The organism is Streptomyces paromomycinus (assembly GCF_003865155.1).
Taxonomy (GTDB): Bacteria; Actinomycetota; Actinomycetes; order Streptomycetales; family Streptomycetaceae; genus Streptomyces; species Streptomyces chrestomyceticus.
Map to the genome: position 1 here is coordinate 3,673,448 of NZ_BHZD01000001.1, position 18,049 is coordinate 3,691,496.

Here is an 18,049-nt window from a genome sequence, read left to right on the forward strand (position 1 = left end):
ACGCCGTCCAACGGTTGCCGACACCGCGTCGGCGGAGTTGACTTCTGGGGTGCGAAGGGACTGACGACCCCACCTCCGGGAGGCGCTCCGCCATGACCAGCTCCGCGCACGACGTCCCGCGTACGACGACCAACGCCGGCGTCCCGGTCGAGAGCGACGAGCACTCGCTCTCGGTGGGCGCCGACGGTCCGCTGCTGCTCCAGGACCACTACCTCATCGAGAAGATGGCCCAGTTCAACCGGGAGCGGGTGCCCGAGCGGGTGGTGCACGCCAAGGGCAGCGGCGCGTACGGGTTCTTCGAGGTGACCAACGACGTCAGCGAGTTCACCAAGGCGGACCTCTTCCAGCCGGGGCGGCGCACCGAGATGCTGGCCCGCTTCTCGACGGTCGCGGGCGAGCAGGGCTCGCCGGACACCTGGCGCGACCCGCGCGGCTTCGCGCTGAAGTTCTACACCGAGTACGGCAACTACGACCTGGTCGGGAACAACACACCGGTCTTCTTCGTACGGGACCCGAGCAAGTTCCAGGACTTCATCCGGTCGCAGAAGCGCCGCCCGGACAGCGGGGTGCGCGACCACGACATGCAGTGGGACTTCTGGACGCTGTCGCCCGAGTCGGCGCACATGGTCACCTGGCTGATGGGCGACCGCGGCATCCCGAAGACGTACCGGCACATGAACGGCTACAGCTCGCACACGTACATGTGGGTCAACGGCGGCGGCGAGCGGTTCTGGGTCAAGTACCACATCAAGACCGACCAGGGCATCGACTTCCTCACCCAGGAGGACGCCGACCGGCTGGCGGGCGAGGACGGCGATCTGCACCGCCGCGACCTCTACGAGTCGATCGCGGCCGGCGACGCGCCCTCGTGGACCGTGTACGTCCAGGTGATGCCGTTCGACGACGCGCCGGACTACCGCTTCAACCCGTTCGACCTGACCAAGGTGTGGCCGCACGGCGACTATCCGCTCATCGAAGTGGGCCGGATGACCCTCGACCGCAATCCGGAGGACTTCTTCGTCCACATCGAGCAGGCGGCGTTCGAGCCGTCCAACATGGTGCCGGGCATCGGCCCGTCGCCGGACAAGATGCTGCTGGGCCGGCTGTTCTCGTACCCGGACACCCACCGCTACCGCATCGGCCCGAACTACACGCAGCTGCCGCCCAACCGTCCGCACTCGACGGTCAGCTCGTACGCGAAGGACGGCCCGATGCGGTACGAGCCGTCCCGTACGGCGGCGGTGTACGCGCCGAACTCGTACGGCGGTCCGGCGGCCGACACGCAGAACTTCGGCGACCCGGCGGGCTGGCACGCGGCGGGCGAGATGGTGCGCGAGGCGTACAAGCTGCGCCGCGATGACGACGACTGGAGCCAGGCAGGCACCCAGGTACGCCAGGTGCTGGACGACGCGGCGCGCGCCCGGCTGGTGGACAACGTCGCCGGGCACCTGTCGAAGGGCGTGAGCCGTCCGGTGCTGCTGCGCGCCCTGCAGTACTGGCGCAACGTGGACAAGGCGCTCGGCGACCGGATCGCCGCGCGCTTCAACGGCGGCTGAGCCGGAGCGCGGACGGTCGGGACGGAAACGGCCGTGGCCCCCACCTGTGCGGTGGGGGCCACGGCCGTCGGCGCGGAGCGCCGGATCAGTCCAGGTCGTCGAGGCCGGGCGGGCGGTTGTTGCCGTTGCCGCCGCTGCCGCCGCTGCCGTCGGTCGGGGTGGCGGGCGGCGTCTCCGGGGGCGACGGCGTCCGGGACGGGGTGCGCGACGGCGAGTGCGACGGCGAGTGCGACGGAGTGTGCGACGGAGTCTGGCTCGGCGAGTGCGACGGGGTCTGGCTCGGCGTCTGGGACGGCGAGTGCGACGGGGTGTTGGACGGCGGCGGGGCGTTGGTCGGTGCGACCCCGGCGCCGAGGTCGGTCTCCAGGTCGAACTTGGCCCCGGAGTCGTCGCCGATCGCCGCCGCGGTGTAGGCGGCCCAGACCTCGGCCGGGTAGCCGCCGCCGTTGACGCGGCCGCCGCCTCCGGTGCCCTTGAGCGAGACCTGCTTGCCGCCCTTGGCCTCTTCGCCGAACATGCCGACCGCGGTGACCAGCTTCGGCGTGTAGCCGACGAACCACGCCGACTTGTTGTCGTCGGAGGTGCCGGTCTTGCCGGCCGCCTGGTAGTCGGCGCCGCCGATCGCCTTGTTGGCCGTACCGTCGTTGACCACGCCGCGCAGGACGGAGGTGACGGTGTCGGCGGTCCCGCGGGTCAGCACCTGGGAGCCGATGGGGTCGGTCAGTTCGACGTCCTGCGCGCCGTGCTGGGCCTTGGCGACCAGGGCCGGTTCGACCTTCTTGCCGTGGTTGTCGAGCGTGGCGTAGACGGCGGCCATCTGGAGCGGGCTGGCGCCCATGCTGCCGAGCGTCATCGCGGGCTGGACGTCCATCCGGCTGCCGTCCATGCCGAGGCTGACCGCGGTCTTCTTGACCGCGTCCAGACCGACGTCGGCGCCCATCTGCGCGAAGACGGAGTTGACGGAGTTGTTCGTCGCCTGCTGGACGCTGATGTGGCCGTACTGCTGCTCGTCCTCGTTCGGCGGCGCGAACGGCTTGATGCTGTTGACCACCGGGCGGCGGTTGCGGCCGTCGTAGACCGTGTCGGGGGTGATGGGCAGCCCGGACTGGGTCTTGGCGTGGTTCTCCAGGGCGGAGGCGAAGATCAGCGGCTTGAACGTGGAGGCGGGCTGGAAATCGGCCCTGGTGGCGTTGTTCGTGTAGTGCTTGGTGTAGCCCGCGCCGCCGTACATCGCCACGACGTGGCCGGTCGCGGGGTCGACCGAGACCGCACCGAGCTGGGCGTCCCGGTCCGCCTTGCGGAGGGACGGCTTGAGGTCGTCGGTGAGCTTGGTCTTGACGGCCTTCTCCAGCTCCTGCTGCTTCTTCTTGTCGATGGCCAGGGTGATGGTCCAGCCGCCGGCGGCCAGTTCCTTCTCGTCGACACCCCGGCGGATCAGCTCATCGTCGGCGGCCTTGATGAAGTAGCCGACCTGGCCGGCCACACCGGGCAGCGGCTTGGGCTTGATGGGCTGCTGGAACGTCTGCTTCTGCCGGTCGGCGGCGTCGAGCCACTTCATCTCGACCATGTTGTCGAGCGTGTACGCCCAGCGCTCCTGCACCCGCTTCTTGCCGGCGTCGGAGGCGATGGCCCAGTCGTACTGGCTGGGGGCCTGGAGCAGGGAGGCCAGGTAGGCGCCCTGACTGACGGTCAGCTTGTCGACGTCCACGCCGTAGTACGCCTGGGCCGCCGCCTGGATGCCGTACGCGCCGCGGCCGTAGTAGCTGGTGTTCATGTACCCGGCGAGGATCTCGTCCTTGCCGAGCTTGTTGTCCACCTTGAGGGAGATGACGATCTCCTGGAGCTTGCGGCTGACCGTCTGCTCCTGGCTCAGGTAGTAGTTCTTGACGTACTGCTGGGTGATGGTCGAGCCGCCCTGCTTGCCCTTGCCCGCGAGGGTGTTGAGGATGCCGCGCAGGGTGCCCTTCAGGTCGACGCCGGAGTCCTGGTAGAAGGTCTTGTTCTCGGCCGCGACGAAGGCGTGCTGCACGTGCTTGGGGATCTGGTCGATCTTGACGATCTCGCGGTTCACCGCCTTGTCCGCGCCCTTGCGGGCCACGACCGAGCCGTCGGCGTACTTGTAGACGTTGCTCTGGCTGGTGGCCTGGAAGTTCCCCTCGTCGGGGACGTCCACGTACAGATACAGCCCGAGGAAGCCGAGGATGCCCAGCAGGCACACGCCGAGGACGGCTCCGAGGACCTTCTTCCAGGTGAAGAAGCGGCGTATGCCGCCCTTCTCGCCCTTCGGCTTCGCCCGGCGCTTACGCCCTTGAGCCGCTCGCCTCGCGTCCGCTCGCCCCATCGCTCCCGCAACTCCAGTCGTTCCGCCCCCAATAACTCAGCTCACGAAGCTAACACCGCATCTGTCAACAAATGCTCATCGATCAAGGCTTTTCCCGACGTGACAAAGAGCACCCGGACTGGGGGAACCGTCCCGTGATGATGCCGCACCGTCCTGAGAACCTTCTTAAAGTGCTAGCACTTTGCTAACCTGACGAGAGCACAGCCGGTCCGTACGGATCCGGCCACCGCACCGACCACGCGGCGGCCCGGCCCGGACCACGAGGAATGTCACGAGAAACGGGGAGACGACATGTCCGACCAGACACCGCCCGGCGGCAACGACGGGACGGCCGGCGGCGCGCAGCTCACGGCCGATGCGCCGGAGATGCCCCGCCCGCAGGTCCGCGAGACGGTGGCGCACAGCATCCCGGGCGGCCTGGGCCTGCTGCTCACCGTCCTCGGCGTGTTCGCCGGGCTCGGCATGATCATCGGCGGTGGCGTGCTCGCCGCGGGCGGGAACAAGGCGGCGGGCGTACCGCTGATCATCGTCGGCGTCCTGCTGCTGGTGGGCTCGTTCTTCTGCATGACGGGCGTGAAGATGGTCGCCCCCGGCGAGGCCCGGGTCATCCAGCTCTTCGGCCGCTACGTCGGCACCATCCGCGAGGACGGCCTGCGCTGGGTGAACCCGCTGACCGCCGACCGCAAGATCTCCACCCGGGTCCGCAACCACGAGACCGCGGTCCTGAAGGTCAACGACGCGTACGGCAACCCGATCGAGCTGGCCTCCATCGTCGTGTGGCAGGTCGAGGACACCGCGCAGGCGCTGTTCGAGGTCGACGACTTCCTGGAGTTCGTCGCCACCCAGACCGAGGCGGCGGTACGGCACATCGCCATCGAGTACCCGTACGACGCGCACGACGAGGACGCACTGTCGCTGCGCGGCAACGCCGAGGAGATCACCGAGAAGCTGGCCGTCGAACTGACCGCCCGGGTGCAGGCCGCGGGCGTACGGATCATCGAGTCCCGCTTCAGCCACCTCGCGTACGCGCCCGAGATCGCCTCGGCGATGCTCCAGCGGCAGCAGGCCGGCGCGGTCGTGGCGGCCCGCCAGCAGATCGTCGAGGGCGCGGTCGGCATGGTCGAGATGGCGCTGGCCCGCATCAGCGAGCAGGACATCGTGGAACTGGACGAGGAGCGCAAGGCGGCCATGGTCAGCAACCTGATGGTGGTGCTGTGCGGCGACCGGGCCGCCCAGCCCGTACTGAACACCGGATCCCTGTACCAGTGAGCGAGGGCGGCTCCCAGGACGCGCCCCGGGACGCTTCCGGGGCCGCCGGACCCGCGGACGGCGACCAGGCGCCGAAGCGGCGGGCGCAGCGGCGCAAGCAGATGCTGCTGCGGCTCGACCCGCTGGTCCACGACGCGCTCGCCCGCTGGGCCGACGACGAGCTGCGCAGCGCCAACGCCCAGGTGGAGTTCCTGCTGCGGAAGGCCCTGGCGGACGCGGGGCGGCTGCCGAAGGGGGCGGGCGGGCTGCCGCGCCGGGGGCGGCCGCCGAAGGCCGCCGGGCCGCGCGAGACGGCGGGCGGCGAAGAACCGGAGCCGCCGGGTCCGGAGGAGTGAGAACGAGGGGTGCCGGAGGGCCGGTCCGTACGCGGGCCGGCCCTCCGGCTGCTCACGGAGTCGGTATACACCACAGGTATACACACCATGTAGAGTGACGCTCACGTCCTGCGGGAGCACTGGGAGCCGTACGCGGCACCCGCCCGCTCTCCCCGGCGGAGCCCCGGCCCCGCCGCCCGGACCGTCCCTGTCCGTACTTCCGGAGGCCCTCGTATGACCCCGGCCGGTTCCCTGCTCAAGGCCAGCGCGCTGTACAAGGCGTACGGCTCGACCAACGCGCTCGACGGCGCCGAGTTCTCCATCCACCCCGGCGAGGTCGTCGCCGTCATGGGCCCCTCCGGCTCCGGCAAGTCGACCCTGCTGCACTGCCTGGCCGGGATCGTCCGCCCGGACTCCGGCAGCGTCATGTACGGCTCGCGCGACCTGACGCAGATGAGCGACGCCCAGCGCAGCGCCCTGCGCCGTGCCGACTTCGGCTTCGTCTTCCAGTTCGGCCAGCTCGTGCCCGAACTGACCTGCCTGGAGAACGTCGCCCTGCCGCTGCGCCTGAACGGCACCAAGCGCAAGGAGGCCGAGCAGCGCTCCCAGGAGTGGCTGGAGCGGCTGGAGGTCGGCGCGGTGGCGGCCAAGCGGCCCGGTGAGGTCTCCGGCGGCCAGGGCCAGCGCGTGGCGGTCGCCCGCGCGCTCGCCGCCCGGCCGCGGGTGATCTTCGCGGACGAACCGACCGGCGCCCTCGACTCCCTCAACGGCGAACGCGTGATGACCCTGCTGACCGAGGCGGCCCGGGACACCAACGCCGCCGTCGTCCTGGTCACCCACGAGGCCCGGGTCGCCGCCTACTCCGACCGCGAGATCGTCGTCCGCGACGGCCAGGCCCGGGAAATGGCGGGCACCGTATGACCGCCGTCGACCAGCGCCCCGGCCCCACGGATCAGGAGGAGTCCCGGGCCAAGGCCCCGGCCGGGATCGCCGTCTGGTTCCGCGACCTCGTCATGGGGATGCGCTTCGCGGTCGGCAGCGGCCGCGAGGGCTGGACCCGTACGCTGCTGACCGCCGTCGGCGTCGGCCTGGGCGTGGCCCTGCTGCTGGGCGCCTCCTCCGTACCGAGCCTGCTGGGCAACCGCTCCGAGCGCAGCAACGCGCGGAACATCGAGTTCGGTGCGGAGACGCCGAAGCCCACCGACGACTCCTTCCTCTTCCACCGCGTGGGCTCCCAGTTCCGCGGCGAGAGCGTGGACGGCGTCCTGCTGCGTCCGGACGGCGCCCACCCCACGCTGCCGCCCGGCGTGGACAAGATGCCCGGTCCGGGCGAAGCGGTCGTCTCACCTCCGCTGAAGAAGCTGCTGGACTCCCCGGACGGCAAGCTGCTGCACGACCGGCTCCCGTACCGCGTGGTCGGCACCATCGGCCAGGCGGGGCTGATCGGCCCCTCCGAGCACTTTTACTACGCGGGCAGCGACCAGCTCTCCCCGAAGGACAGCGGCACCGGCCGCGCGTCCGTCTACGGGTGGAACATCCAGTCCCCCGACATGGACCCGGTCCTGCTGGTCCTGATCCTGATCGGCTGCGTCGTCCTGCTGATGCCGGTGGCCATCTTCATCGCCACCGCCGTCCGCTTCGGCGGCGAGCGCCGCGACCGGCGGCTGGCCGCGCTGCGCCTGGTGGGCGCGGACAACCACATGGCGCGCCGGATCGCCGCCGGGGAGGCTCTGCTCGGCTCGCTGTTCGGGCTGGTCGTCGGCGCCGGGCTGTTCCTGTTCGGCCGGCAGTTCATCGGCGCGGTCGACATCAGCAGCCTCAACGCCTTCCCCACCGACCTGTCGCCGGTGCCCGCGCTGGCCGTCCTGATCCTGCTGGCCGTACCGGCGTCGGCGGTCGTCGTCACGCTCCTGGCGCTGCGCGGCATCGCCATCGAGCCGCTGGGCGTCGTCCGCAGCGCGGTGCCGCGCCGCCGGCGGCTGTGGTGGCGGCTGCCGATCCCGGTCGTCGGGCTGGTACTGCTGGCGGTGTTCGGGACGGTCGACAAGAAGTCGGGGGACGTCAACACGTACGCGATCGCCGGCGGCGCGGCGCTGACGCTGCTGGGCCTGACCATGCTGCTGCCGTGGCTGGTGGAGGCGGTCGTGGCGCGCTTCAAGGGCGGGCCGGTCCCCTGGCAGCTGGCCGCCCGCCGGCTCCAGCTGAGCAGCAGCAGCGCGGCCCGCGCGGTCAGTGGCATCACGGTCGCCGTGGCCGGTGCCATCGCCTTGCAGATGCTCTTCACCGCGGTCGGGGACGACTACACCAAGGCGACCGGACAGGACACGTCCCGTGCGCAGATGCAGGTGATGCTGCCCGCCAGGGACGGCGCCACGACGCAGAAGATGATCACCGCGTTCGAGCGGACCGAGGGCGTCAGCGGTGTCATCGCCACCGTCGGGTCGCGGGTCTCCTCCCCCGGCCCGGAGCGCGGGGAGGGCGGCTACCCGCTGAACACCTCGATCACGGTCGGCACCTGCGAGACGCTCCAGGAGCTCAGCCGGCCCGGCCCGTGCAAGGACGGCGACGTCTTCGAGATCAAGGGCAGCGGCCCCGACGCGTTCGTGGACGAGGACCTGCCCAAGGTCGTCCGTCCCGGCGCCCAGGTGCTGCTCAACGGCTTCGACGACGACGGCAAGTTCGTGGGCCCGCCCAGCCGGTGGACCCTGCCCCGGACGATCCGCCCCGTCCAGGGCCGGCCCGACCCGACCGGTGAGCACGCCACCGGCCTGTTCGCCACCATGGGCGCGGTCGACGTCAGGAAGCTCGACGACCCCACGGCCAGGGCCCTGGTGCGGCTGGACCCGTCCGTCCCGGACGCCGCCGAGCACGCCCGGAACACCGCGGCCCGTTTCGACCTGACGGCCAACGTCTTCCAGCTCATGGACACCACCGACGACCGCCGCTTCGTCAGCGTGCGCAACGGCCTGCTGATCGCTTCCGTCGCCACCATGACGCTGATCGCCGCCAGCATGCTGGTCACCACCCTGGAGCAGCTCCGCGAACGCCGCCGCCTGCTGTCGGTCCTGGTGGCCTTCGGCACCCGGCGCGGCACCCTCGCCTGGTCCGTGCTGTGGCAGACCGCCGTCCCGATGGTCCTCGGCCTGGCGCTCGCGGTGGCCGGCGGCCTGGGGCTCGGCCGGGTGCTGCTGGGCCTGGCGGACAAGACCGGTGTCGCGTGGTCGGTGGTGTGGCCGCTGCCCCTGTTCGGCGCCGCTCTGATCCTGCTCGTGACGCTGCTCAGCATGCCGCCGCTGTGGCGCATGATGCGCGCGGACGGGCTGCGTACGGAGTGATCCGGCGCCGCCGGTGTCCCGGGGCCCGCGCGACGGGCCCCGGGGCGCCGACGGCGCTATGCACGACGCGTATACACCACGGCTGTAGCGACGAAGTAAGGTGGTCGGCATGTCAATCGGTCATACGCTTCTGGGCCTCCTGGAGTCCGGGCCCCGCCATGGCTACGACCTGAAGCGGGCGTTCGACGAGCACTTCGGCCACGACCGCCCGCTGCACTACGGGCAGGTCTACTCGACCATGTCCCGCCTGCTGAAGAACGGTCTCGTCGAGGTCGACGGCGTCGAGGCGGGCGCGGGCCCGGAGCGCAAGCGCTACGCCATCACGGACGCCGGCGTCACGGACGTCGCCCAGTGGCTGGCCCGCCCCGAGAAGCCCGAACCGTACCTCCAGTCCACGCTCTACACGAAGGTGGTGCTGGCCCTGCTCACCGAGCGGGACGCCGCCGAGCTGCTCGACACCCAGCGCACCGAGCACCTGCGCCTGATGCGCGGCCTGACCGAGCGCAAGCGCAAGGGCGACCTCGCCGACCAGCTCATCTGCGACCACGCCCTGTTCCACCTGGAGGCGGACCTGCGCTGGCTGGAGCTGACGGCCGCCCGCCTGGACAAGCTGGCCGCGGTGATCGCCCGGTGACGCCCGCGGGTTCGCTGCTGGCCGCCGAGGCCCTGCACAAGTCGTTCGGGCAGACCCAGGCGCTGGAGGGGGTGGACTTCTCCATCCACCCCGGCGAGGTCGTCGCCGTCATGGGCCCCTCCGGCTCCGGCAAGTCGACCCTGCTGCACTGCCTGGCGGGCATCGTCCTGCCGGACTCCGGCAGTGTCCGCTACGGCGACCACGAGGTGACGGAGATGAACGACGCGCAGCGCAGCGCCCTGCGCCGCACCGACTTCGGCTTCGTCTTCCAGTTCGGCCAGCTCGTCCCCGAACTGACCTGCCGGGAGAACGTCGCCCTCCCGCTGCGCCTGAACGGCGTCAAGCGCAAGGAGGCCGAGCGGCACGCCCGCGAGTGGCTGGAGCGGCTGGAGGTCGAGGACACCGAGGGCAAGCGGCCCGGCGAGGTCTCCGGCGGCCAGGGCCAGCGCGTCGCGGTGGCCCGCGCCCTCGCCGCCCGCCCCCGCGTGATCTTCGCCGACGAGCCCACCGGCGCCCTCGACTCCCTGAACGGCGAACGCGTGATGACGCTGCTCACCGACGCCGCCCGGGACACCAACGCCGCCGTCGTCCTGGTCACCCACGAGGCCCGGGTCGCCGCCTACTCCGACCGCGAGATCGTCGTCCGCGACGGCAAGGTGAAGGACATGCTGGCGGGCCTGCGGTGAGTCCGCCCGACGCCCCGGTCGCGCCCAGCACGCCCGTCATACCCGTCACACCCGTCACACCCGTCACCACTGGTCCGGGCAGGACCGCTGCCCCGATCGGCACCGCCGGATGACGCTGCTCGGCCCCCGTACCAGGAACGGCCCCGCAGGTCCCGGCGGCCCGTCGGCCGCCCCCGGGAAGGCGGCCGTACCCGGCCCGTCTCCCGCCGGGCCCGCCGTCTGGGCCCGCGACCTCGCCACCGGCCTGCGCTTCGCCGCCGGCGGCGGCCGCGAGGGCTGGATCCGTACGGCGCTGACCGCCGTCGGCGTCGGCCTCGGCGTCGCCGTCCTGCTGCTCGGCTCGTCCGTGCCGTCCCTGATCGACTCCTGGCACGGCCGGGAGAAGGCCCGCGAGAACCTGGGCCAGGCCGACCCGCCGCGCCCCGCCGACGACACGCTGCTCTACGCCCACGCCGACACCCGGTACCGCCACCAGAACATCCGCGGCCGGCTCGTCGAACCCGACGGGGCGCACCCGCCGAAGCCGCCGGGCGTGGCCGCGCTCCCGGCCCCGGGGACCATGCTGGTCTCCCCCGGCCTCAAGGAGCTGCTGGACTCGCCCGACGGCGCGGCGCTGCGCGAGCGGCTCCCGTACCGCGTCGTGGGCACCATCGGCGACGCCGGGCTGCAAGGGCCCGCCGAACTGACCTTTCTCGCGGGCAGCTCCGCCCTGGACGTACGGCTCGGTGCCGACCGCATCGACCACTTCGGGCTGGAGTTCGTCCAGCGCCCGATGCGGGCCCCCGCGGTGGTGCTGGTCATCATGACGTGCGTGGCGCTGCTGACGCCGGTCATGGTCTTCATCGGCACCTCCGTACGGTTCGGCAACGAACGCCGCGAACTGCGGCTCGCCGCGCTGCGCCTGGTCGGCGCGGACATCCGCACGACCCGGCGGATCGCCGCCGGGGAGACGCTGCTCGGCTCGCTGGCGGGACTGGTGCTGGGCGCCGGGTTCTTCCTCGGGGGACGGCAGTTCGCCTCGCTGGTGACCCTGTGGGACATCAACGTCTTCCCGTCCGACATCACTCCGGACCCGTTGCTGGCCACACTGATCGCGGTACTGGTGCCGTCCGCCGCGGTCCTGGTGACGCTGTTCGCGCAGCGCGGGGTGACGGTCGAACCGCTGGGTGTCGTGCGCAGCCGGCCGCCCGTGCGGCGCCGGCTGTGGTGGCGGCCGCTGGTGCCGCTGGCCGGGGCCGGGCTGCTGGTGTCCGTCTCCCGCGACGTCGAGGGGGTGGACAGCCCGCTGAACACCGTCCGGCTCGCCACCGGCGCGACCCTGCTGCTGCTCGGCGTCACGGCGCTGCTGCCGTGGCTGGTCGACGCGGTGGTGCGGCGGCTGCACGGCGGCCCGGTGCCCTGGCAGCTGGCCACCCGGCGGCTCCAGCTGCACAGCGGGGCGGCCACCCGCGCGGTCGCCGGCATCACCGTCGCGGTCGCCGGGGCCATCGCCGTCCACATGACCTTCACCGGGATGCAGGCCGGGTTCGCCGACGCCTACGCCCGCAACGGCCGCCCGGTGGTCGTGATGACCGGCGGCACGGAGGGCTGGGAGCAGACCCGGCAGGCGCTCACGGTGCTGCGCGGCACCCAAGGGGTCAGCCGGGCGGACGGCGCGCTCGAAACGTCGGTGGCGGCCGCGGGTGACCCGGGCCGGCTGATGGAGGGCAGCGACTTCCGCATGGTGGACGGCGTGTTCGCCACGGTCGCCGACTGCGCCGGGCTGGCCCAGCTCGCCGAGATCGGCTCCTGCCGGGACGGGGACGTCTTCCGGACCGACAACCTGCCGGACGACACCTTCGCCACACCGGGCGCCCGGCTCAACCTCGATCCGCCCGAGGGCTTCGGCCCCACCCGCCCGCCGCAGCCGTGGACGCTGCCCGCCACGACCCGTACCGTCCGCGCGAAGACCGCCCCCGACGGGCTGCCCGCCCGCGGCCTCCTGATCACCCCGGCCGCGGTGGACGTGCACCGGATGCACCGTCCCCTGCTGCACCTGACGGTCCGCTACGACCCCGCCGTGCCCGACGCGGTGGAGCACATCCGTACCGCGGCGGCGCGCATCAACCCGTCGATGGCCGTGGTCTCGCTGGCCGAGAACCGGCACGACGGGCAGTACGACAGCCTGCGCACCGGCCTGTTCCTCGGCGCGGTGGTCACCCTGCTGCTGATCGGCGCCGGCCTGGTGATCTCCACCGTGGAGCAGCTGCACGAGCACCGGCGGCTGCTGTCGGTGCTGGACGCGTTCGGCGCCCGGCGCCGCACGCTGGGCTGGTCCGTCCTGTGGCAGACCGCGATCCCCGTCGCGCTGGGCCTGGTGCTCGCCGTCGGGGGCGGACTGGCGCTGGGCTCGCTGCTGCTGTGGATGATCGACAGCGCGGTGTTCGTGGACTGGCCGGTGGTCGCGGCGATGGCGGGCGCCGGGGCCGGGGTGATCCTGCTGGTGACGGCGGCCAGCCTGCCGCCGCTGTGGCGCATGATGCGGCCGGACGGCCTACGGACGGAGTGAACGCAGGTGGAGAAGGACCGACGGCACCTGGTCGGGCGCTGGTGCCGTGATCTCGGCATGGGTGCGCGGTTCGCGGTCGGCGGTGGCCGGGAGGCTTGGGTCCGTACGGCGCTCACCGCGCTCGGCGTGGGGCTGGGCGTCGCGGTCCTGCTGATCGCCGCCGCCGTCCCGCACGCCGTGTCCACCGCCGTCGGCCGCGACAAGGCCCGCTCCGACACGTTCGGTTCCCCCTCCACCGCCGTCACCGACCGCACGCTGCTGGTCGCCCAGACCGACACCGCCTACCAGGGCCGGTCCGTCCGCGGCCGCCTGGTGCGGGCGGACGGGGACCGGCCCGCCACCCCGCCCGGCGTGCCGCGCCTTCCGGGACCCGGCGAGATGGTCGTCTCGCCCGCTCTGGCGGACCTGCTGGCCTCCTCGGACGGCGTGGACCTGCGCGAGCGCTTCCGAGGCGTCCGTACAGTGGGGCGGATCGGCACCGAGGGCCTGACCGGACCGAGTGAACTGGCGTACTACCAGGGGTCGGACCGGCTCACCGACATCCGCGCGGGCACCACGCGCATCGCCTCCTTCGGCGGCGGCCCCGACAGCGCCTTCCCCACCACCAATCCGCAGCTGCTGCTGTCCATCCTCGTCGGCAGCGTGGCCCTGCTGGTCCCCGTGGCCGTGTTCATCGCCGCCGCCGTGCGCTTCGGCGGGGAGCGCCGGGACCGGCGGCTGGCGGCGCTGCGGCTGGTCGGCACCGACCGCGCCACCACCCGGCGGATCGCGGCCGGCGAGGCGCTGGCCGGGGCCCTGCTGGGCCTGCTCACCGGCGCCGTCGTCTTCCTGGCCGCCCGGTACCCGCTGTCGGGGATACGGGTGCTGGAGTTCGGGATCTTCCCCTCCGACGTCGTACCGGACTGGCGGCTGGCCGCCCTCGTCGCGTCGGCCGTTCCCGCCTGCTCGGTGGGGGTCGCCCTGCTGACGATGCGCCGGATCACGGTCGAACCGCTCGGGGTGACCCGCTCGGCGCCGCCGGTGCGGCGGCGCCTGTGGTGGCGGCTGCTGCTGCCCGTCGCGGGCGTCGCGCTGCTGTGGCCCATGACGGCCGGCCACAAGGCGGTGGTGGGCTTCTGGGCCGGGGCCCAGGTGGTCGCGGGCACCTCGCTGCTCCTGCTGGGGGTCGCGGCGCTGCTGCCGTGGCTCCTGGACGCGGTGGTCTCCCGGATCGGCGCCGGCGGCGGGCCGTCGTGGCAGCTGGCCGTGCGGCGGCTCCAGTTGAGCACGACCGCGGCGGCCCGCTCGGTCAGCGGCATCACCGTGGCGGTCGCCGGTGTCGTCGCGGTGCAGCTGCTGCTGGCCGGTGTCCAGGTCAACGACCTGCCGGACCCGCTCCCGGCCCCCCGCGAGCACCAGATGGCCGTCGCGGACCGGGACGGGGAGCTGCCGGTGGCCGGCGCTCCCGGGATGTACGACCGGTTGCGGGGGACCGCGGGCGTGCGGAGCGTGTACGGCGCGCAGCTCAGCTTCGCGGGCCCGCTGCCGTCCGAGGGCCGCCGGGCACCCGCGGGCAACGCCCCGGGCGAAGAGTCCTCCCCCGTGCGCTACCGGCTGGTCGTGGCCGACTGCGACGCGCTGCGCCGGATGGTCCGTACCGACCGGTGCGCCGACGGCGACGCGTTCTACACCCCTCCCAAGGCCTTCCGGGAGGACGGCACGGAAACCGGCCTGCCCGCCTCCGACGTGCCGCCGGTCCCCCGCCCCGGCACCCGGCTGGCCGTCTCCCCGGACGCCGGGAACCGTCCGGCCACCTGGACGGTTCCGCACACCGTACGCACCGTCGACACGCTCCCCAGCTTCTTCTCCCTGCACGAGGCCAACCTCCTCGCGACGCCCGGCGCCCTGGACCCCGCGCTGCTGCGGTCCCCCTCCACCGAGGCCGAGGTCCACCTCGACCCTGACCGGCCGGAAGCCGTCGAGTACGTACGCAACACGGCGGCGCAGATCGACCCGCGCCTGCAAGCCATGCCCCTGTGGGACGACTTCGCCGGGAGCAGCGAACGGGACCCCGAGCTGTTCGACATCGTCCGCGCGGCGCTCCAGGCCGGTGCGATGGCGGTGCTGTGCCTCATCGGGGCGGGCCTGCTCATCTCCGTACTGGAGCAACTGCGCGAGCGCAGACTGCTGTTGTCGGCCCTGGACGCGTTCGGCACGCCGCGCCGCACACTCGGCAGGTCGGTGCTGTGGCAGACCGCCGTACCCGTCGTCCTCGGCCTGGCCCTCGCGGTCGGCTGCGGTCTGGGCGTCGGTCTCCTGCTGCTGCACCTGGTGGGCAAGCCGATGCTGCCGGACTGGCCGGGCATCGCCGTCCTCACCGGTACGGCCGGGGCGGTGATCCTCGCGGTGACCGCGCTCAGCCTGCCGCTGCTGTGGCGGCTGATGCGGCCGGACGGGCTGCGTACGGAGTAGGCGGGAGGCCGGGCCGAAACGAATCGCCGGGCCGTGGGGCCGGCAGCCTTACGGCCGGGCCGCGGCCCGGCTCACTCGACGAGCGGCCCGGCTCACTCCACGATCCGTACCGGAAGCCCCTTCATCGCCTCGCGCAGCGCCGCCGCGAACTCCTCGAACTCGCCCTGGCGTGCCGCGCCCGACCGCATGGCCAGCGCGATCCGCCGGGACGGCGCCGGATCGGCGAAGTACCCGGTCGTCAGCTGGTCGTTGCGGGCCGTCTCGACGCGCAGCGCGGTGCGCGGCAGCAGGGTGACGCCCAGCCCGCCCGCGACCAGCTGGACCAGGGTCGACAGCCCGGCCGCGCTGGTGGTCACCGGCGCGCCCTCGTCGCGGCCCGCCTCCCGGCAGATGTCCAGCGCCTGGTCGCGCAGGCAGTGCCCCTCGTCCAGCAGCAGCAGGTCCATGTCCTTGAGCGCCTCGCGCGGGATGTCGCCGCGCCCGCCCAGCCAGTGGTCCGTCGGCGCGACCAGCACGAAGTCCTCGTCGAACAACGGGAGTTCCGTGACGGTCGGGGCGCCCAGCGGCACGGCGAGCAGCAACAGGTCCAGCCGTCCCTGCTGGAGGCCGTCCAGCAGCGACCCGGTCTGCTCCTCGTGGACCTGGAGCTCCAGGTCGGGATAGGTGTCGTGCACCAGGCGCAGGACGGTGGGCAGCAGGTACGGGGCGACGGTCGGGATCACCCCGAGCCGGAGGACGCCGGTGAACGGCGCGCGGGCCGCCTCGGCCTCCTCCATCAGGTCACCGACCGCTTCCAGGACGGTACGGGCGCGGGCGGCGACCCGCTCCCCGGCGGGCGAGAGCAGCACCCTGCGGGTCGTACGTTCCAGGAGCTGTACCCCGAGAGCCTCCTCCAGGGCCGATACGGCACCGGACAGGGCGGGCTGGCTCATGCCGATCTCCGCCGCGGCCTCCCGGAAGTGCAGGTGTTCGGCCACGGCGGCAAAGGCCCGCAGCTGCGCCAGGCTGGGCTGCCGCGACCGGGTCCCGGGATTCGTGGGGGATGCCACCGATAGCCACCTCCGATCAGAGTGATCCAGTCTAATCGCGGGGCAGCCGCCTCCCCGGGGGAAGGACTTTTCGGTGGCAGCGGTGGAACGGTCCGGGGCGCGGTGGCCGGAGTAATGCCCCTCCGGGTTACCGGCAGGTTTCGGCGCGGGCGCCCGCGGGCACCTTCCAGCGGGCGCGCTGAGCGCATTCCAGGACCGGGAATCCCGTCATCTTATTTCGCCGCTCGTCCGCGGGATTGCGGACCGGCCGCCCGGCCGGATTCTCGGGACCCGGCAGCGTTTTCCTTCGCAGGGCGGCGCACACGTCACACCGGCACCCGCCGTCGGCCGGATCGCGGATACGACACCGGAGGGATACCGCTCCGGGCGGATACGGCTCCGGAGGGATACGGCTCCGGAGGGATTCGTCCCGTTCCCGGCCGCCGTACCGCAGGCTTTCCGGCAGCCGCGACCGGCCGCCGTACGGACGGCGGCAGCCGACGCCGAAACTCCGGCGCACCGGCTGCCACCAGCGCCGTTCACCAGGCCAGAAGCCTGGACCGGCCGAAATCCGTCCGCCGTCACGACGTCTTCGGCCGGTGCGGGCAACGCCTACTTGGCGGCGTTCTGGTACGCCTCACGGATATCGGCGGACACCCGGCCGCGCTCGTTCACCTCGTAGCCGTTCTCCTTGGCCCAGGCGCGGATCTTCGCAGTCTCACCCGAACCCGAAGCCGAGGCGGAGCCGCTCACCTTGCGCGCCCCGGCACCCGCCTTCACCCGCCCGGTACGGCGGCCGGCCTTCAGGAAGGGACCGATCGCCTCCAGCAGCTTGTCGTAGCTGTCCGGGGCGAGGTCGACCTCGTAAGCAATACCGTCGACCGCGAGCGAGTGCGTGGCGACCTCCGTGGATTCTTCCCCGGTGAGGTCATCCGTGTAAATAGTGACGATCTTCTGTGCCATGCGGGTGATTGTACGTCTCGCGGCTCGCGCTGGGGCCATTCTTTGGCGAGGTGCGTGAACCGGGGAACATCGTTTCGGAGATAGCCGGTGGATTCCCCGGAATCCCGCCCCTTTTCGACCGATCCGGCATTGTTGTGCAGGGCCGCGCATACCTCACGGCGGCCCGGCCCGCCAGAGGGGCAGGTCACTTCCGCCCCGGTCACCGCCGCCCGGACGCACCCCGGCCACTGATAGCCAGCCCCGATCAACACTTCTTGATCTGGCTATTTCCCCGATCAATGACCCCTGTGGCACTGTAGGGAACCGTCCAACCCCTCGCGTAAGCCCTGTTTCAGGACTTACGGCACACGAAGGAGAGCCTGTGCTCACTGTCGGTGACAAGTTCCCCGAGTTCGATCTGACCGCCTGCGTGTCGCTGGAGAGCGGCAAGGAGTTCGACCAGATCAACCACAAGACCTACGAAGGCAAGTGGAAGATCGTCTTCGCCTGGCCCAAGGACTTCACCTTCGTGTGCCCCACGGAGATCGCCGCCTTCGGCAAGCTGAACGACGAGTTCGCCGACCGTGACGCCCAGATCCTCGGCTTCTCCGGTGACTCCGAGTTCGTGCACCACGCCTGGCGCAAGGACCACCCGGACCTGACCGACCTGCCCTTCCCGATGCTGGCCGACTCCAAGCACGAGCTGATGCGCGCGCTCGGCATCGAGGGCGAGGACGGCTTCGCGCAGCGCGCCGTCTTCATCGTGGACCAGAACAACGAGATCCAGTTCACCATGGTGACCGCCGGTTCCGTCGGCCGTAACCCCAAGGAGGTCCTGCGGGTCCTCGACGCGCTGCAGACCGACGAGCTGTGCCCCTGCAACTGGAGCAAGGGCGACGAGACCCTCGACCCGGTCGCGCTGCTCTCGGGCGAGTGAACCGCAGC

At 72.1% G+C, this 18,049-nt stretch carries 13 protein-coding genes; 10 read left to right on the top strand and 3 right to left on the bottom strand.

Translation table 11 applies throughout. The features are described 5' to 3' along the window. The first annotated feature begins 92 nt into the window (after positions 1-92). Positions 93-1,556 (top strand): catalase, encoded by a 1,464-nt coding sequence (locus tag OEIGOIKO_RS14960; protein ID WP_125054471.1) that lies wholly within the window; start codon positions 93-95, stop codon positions 1,554-1,556. An 85-nt stretch (positions 1,557-1,641) separates the two neighbouring features. Here OEIGOIKO_RS14960 and OEIGOIKO_RS14965 read toward each other — a convergent pair whose 3' ends face one another. Next, positions 1,642-3,897 carry a transglycosylase domain-containing protein gene (locus OEIGOIKO_RS14965; RefSeq protein WP_125054472.1) on the bottom strand — a complete coding sequence of 752 codons (2,256 nt, stop codon included), beginning with the start codon at positions 3,895-3,897 and terminating at the stop codon, positions 1,642-1,644. Positions 3,898-4,188: 291 nt separating this feature from the next. Between OEIGOIKO_RS14965 and OEIGOIKO_RS14970 the strand changes: the two genes are divergently transcribed. The 8 genes from OEIGOIKO_RS14970 to OEIGOIKO_RS15005 all read left to right on the top strand — a co-directional run bounded on the left by OEIGOIKO_RS14970 (position 4,189) and on the right by OEIGOIKO_RS15005 (position 15,134). Next, entirely contained in the window at positions 4,189-5,166 is a 978-nt protein-coding gene (locus OEIGOIKO_RS14970; protein ID WP_125054473.1) for an SPFH domain-containing protein, read from the top strand. Beyond that, positions 5,163-5,501 carry a type II toxin-antitoxin system antitoxin gene (locus OEIGOIKO_RS14975; protein ID WP_125054474.1) on the top strand — a complete coding sequence of 113 codons (339 nt, stop codon included), beginning with the start codon at positions 5,163-5,165 and terminating at the stop codon, positions 5,499-5,501. The genes OEIGOIKO_RS14970 and OEIGOIKO_RS14975 overlap by 4 nt, the downstream gene beginning before the upstream one ends. A gap of 213 nt (positions 5,502-5,714) precedes the next feature. Then, positions 5,715-6,401: an ABC transporter ATP-binding protein gene (locus OEIGOIKO_RS14980; RefSeq protein WP_125054475.1), complete on the top strand. Its 687-nt coding sequence runs from the start codon at positions 5,715-5,717 to the stop codon at positions 6,399-6,401. Then, entirely contained in the window at positions 6,398-8,815 is a 2,418-nt protein-coding gene (locus OEIGOIKO_RS14985) for an ABC transporter permease (protein ID WP_125054476.1), read from the top strand. Before OEIGOIKO_RS14980 ends, OEIGOIKO_RS14985 begins: the two co-directional genes overlap by 4 nt. 109 nt (positions 8,816-8,924) lie before the next feature. After that, positions 8,925-9,449: a PadR family transcriptional regulator gene (locus OEIGOIKO_RS14990; RefSeq protein ID WP_031000834.1), complete on the top strand. Its 525-nt coding sequence runs from the start codon at positions 8,925-8,927 to the stop codon at positions 9,447-9,449. Continuing rightward, complete coding sequence (locus OEIGOIKO_RS14995) at positions 9,446-10,135, top strand: ABC transporter ATP-binding protein (protein ID WP_125054477.1); 690 nt, start codon at positions 9,446-9,448, stop codon at positions 10,133-10,135. The genes OEIGOIKO_RS14990 and OEIGOIKO_RS14995 overlap by 4 nt, the downstream gene beginning before the upstream one ends. A gap of 109 nt (positions 10,136-10,244) precedes the next feature. After that, complete coding sequence (locus OEIGOIKO_RS15000; protein WP_125054478.1) at positions 10,245-12,683, top strand: ABC transporter permease; 2,439 nt, start codon at positions 10,245-10,247, stop codon at positions 12,681-12,683. Positions 12,684-12,689: 6 nt separating this feature from the next. Continuing rightward, the gene (locus tag OEIGOIKO_RS15005; protein WP_307721231.1) at positions 12,690-15,134 is read left to right on the top strand and encodes an FtsX-like permease family protein; all 2,445 of its coding nucleotides are present in this window, start codon (positions 12,690-12,692) and stop codon (positions 15,132-15,134) included. A gap of 92 nt (positions 15,135-15,226) precedes the next feature. Here OEIGOIKO_RS15005 and OEIGOIKO_RS15010 read toward each other — a convergent pair whose 3' ends face one another. Further along, positions 15,227-16,183 (bottom strand): LysR substrate-binding domain-containing protein, encoded by a 957-nt coding sequence (locus OEIGOIKO_RS15010; RefSeq protein WP_125054479.1) that lies wholly within the window; start codon positions 16,181-16,183, stop codon positions 15,227-15,229. Between the two features lie 591 nt (positions 16,184-16,774). Further along, positions 16,775-17,125 carry a histone-like nucleoid-structuring protein Lsr2 gene (locus tag OEIGOIKO_RS15015; RefSeq protein ID WP_031000825.1) on the bottom strand — a complete coding sequence of 117 codons (351 nt, stop codon included), beginning with the start codon at positions 17,123-17,125 and terminating at the stop codon, positions 16,775-16,777. A gap of 361 nt (positions 17,126-17,486) precedes the next feature. Here OEIGOIKO_RS15015 and OEIGOIKO_RS15020 point away from each other — a divergent pair, with 361 nt between their 5' ends. Continuing rightward, positions 17,487-18,041 carry a peroxiredoxin gene (locus OEIGOIKO_RS15020; protein ID WP_030020693.1) on the top strand — a complete coding sequence of 185 codons (555 nt, stop codon included), beginning with the start codon at positions 17,487-17,489 and terminating at the stop codon, positions 18,039-18,041. The last annotated feature ends 8 nt before the right edge of the window (positions 18,042-18,049 follow it).

Coding starts and splice junctions, on each gene's coding strand:
- OEIGOIKO_RS14960 (WP_125054471.1), top strand. CDS start 93: ATGACCAGCTCCGCGCACGACGTCCCGCGTACGACGACCAACGCCGGC.
- OEIGOIKO_RS14965 (WP_125054472.1), bottom strand. CDS start 3,897: ATGGGGCGAGCGGACGCGAGGCGAGCGGCTCAAGGGCGTAAGCGCCGG.
- OEIGOIKO_RS14970 (WP_125054473.1), top strand. CDS start 4,189: ATGTCCGACCAGACACCGCCCGGCGGCAACGACGGGACGGCCGGCGGC.
- OEIGOIKO_RS14980 (WP_125054475.1), top strand. CDS start 5,715: ATGACCCCGGCCGGTTCCCTGCTCAAGGCCAGCGCGCTGTACAAGGCG.
- OEIGOIKO_RS14985 (WP_125054476.1), top strand. CDS start 6,398: ATGACCGCCGTCGACCAGCGCCCCGGCCCCACGGATCAGGAGGAGTCC.
- OEIGOIKO_RS14990 (WP_031000834.1), top strand. CDS start 8,925: ATGTCAATCGGTCATACGCTTCTGGGCCTCCTGGAGTCCGGGCCCCGC.
- OEIGOIKO_RS15000 (WP_125054478.1), top strand. CDS start 10,245: ATGACGCTGCTCGGCCCCCGTACCAGGAACGGCCCCGCAGGTCCCGGC.
- OEIGOIKO_RS15015 (WP_031000825.1), bottom strand. CDS start 17,125: ATGGCACAGAAGATCGTCACTATTTACACGGATGACCTCACCGGGGAA.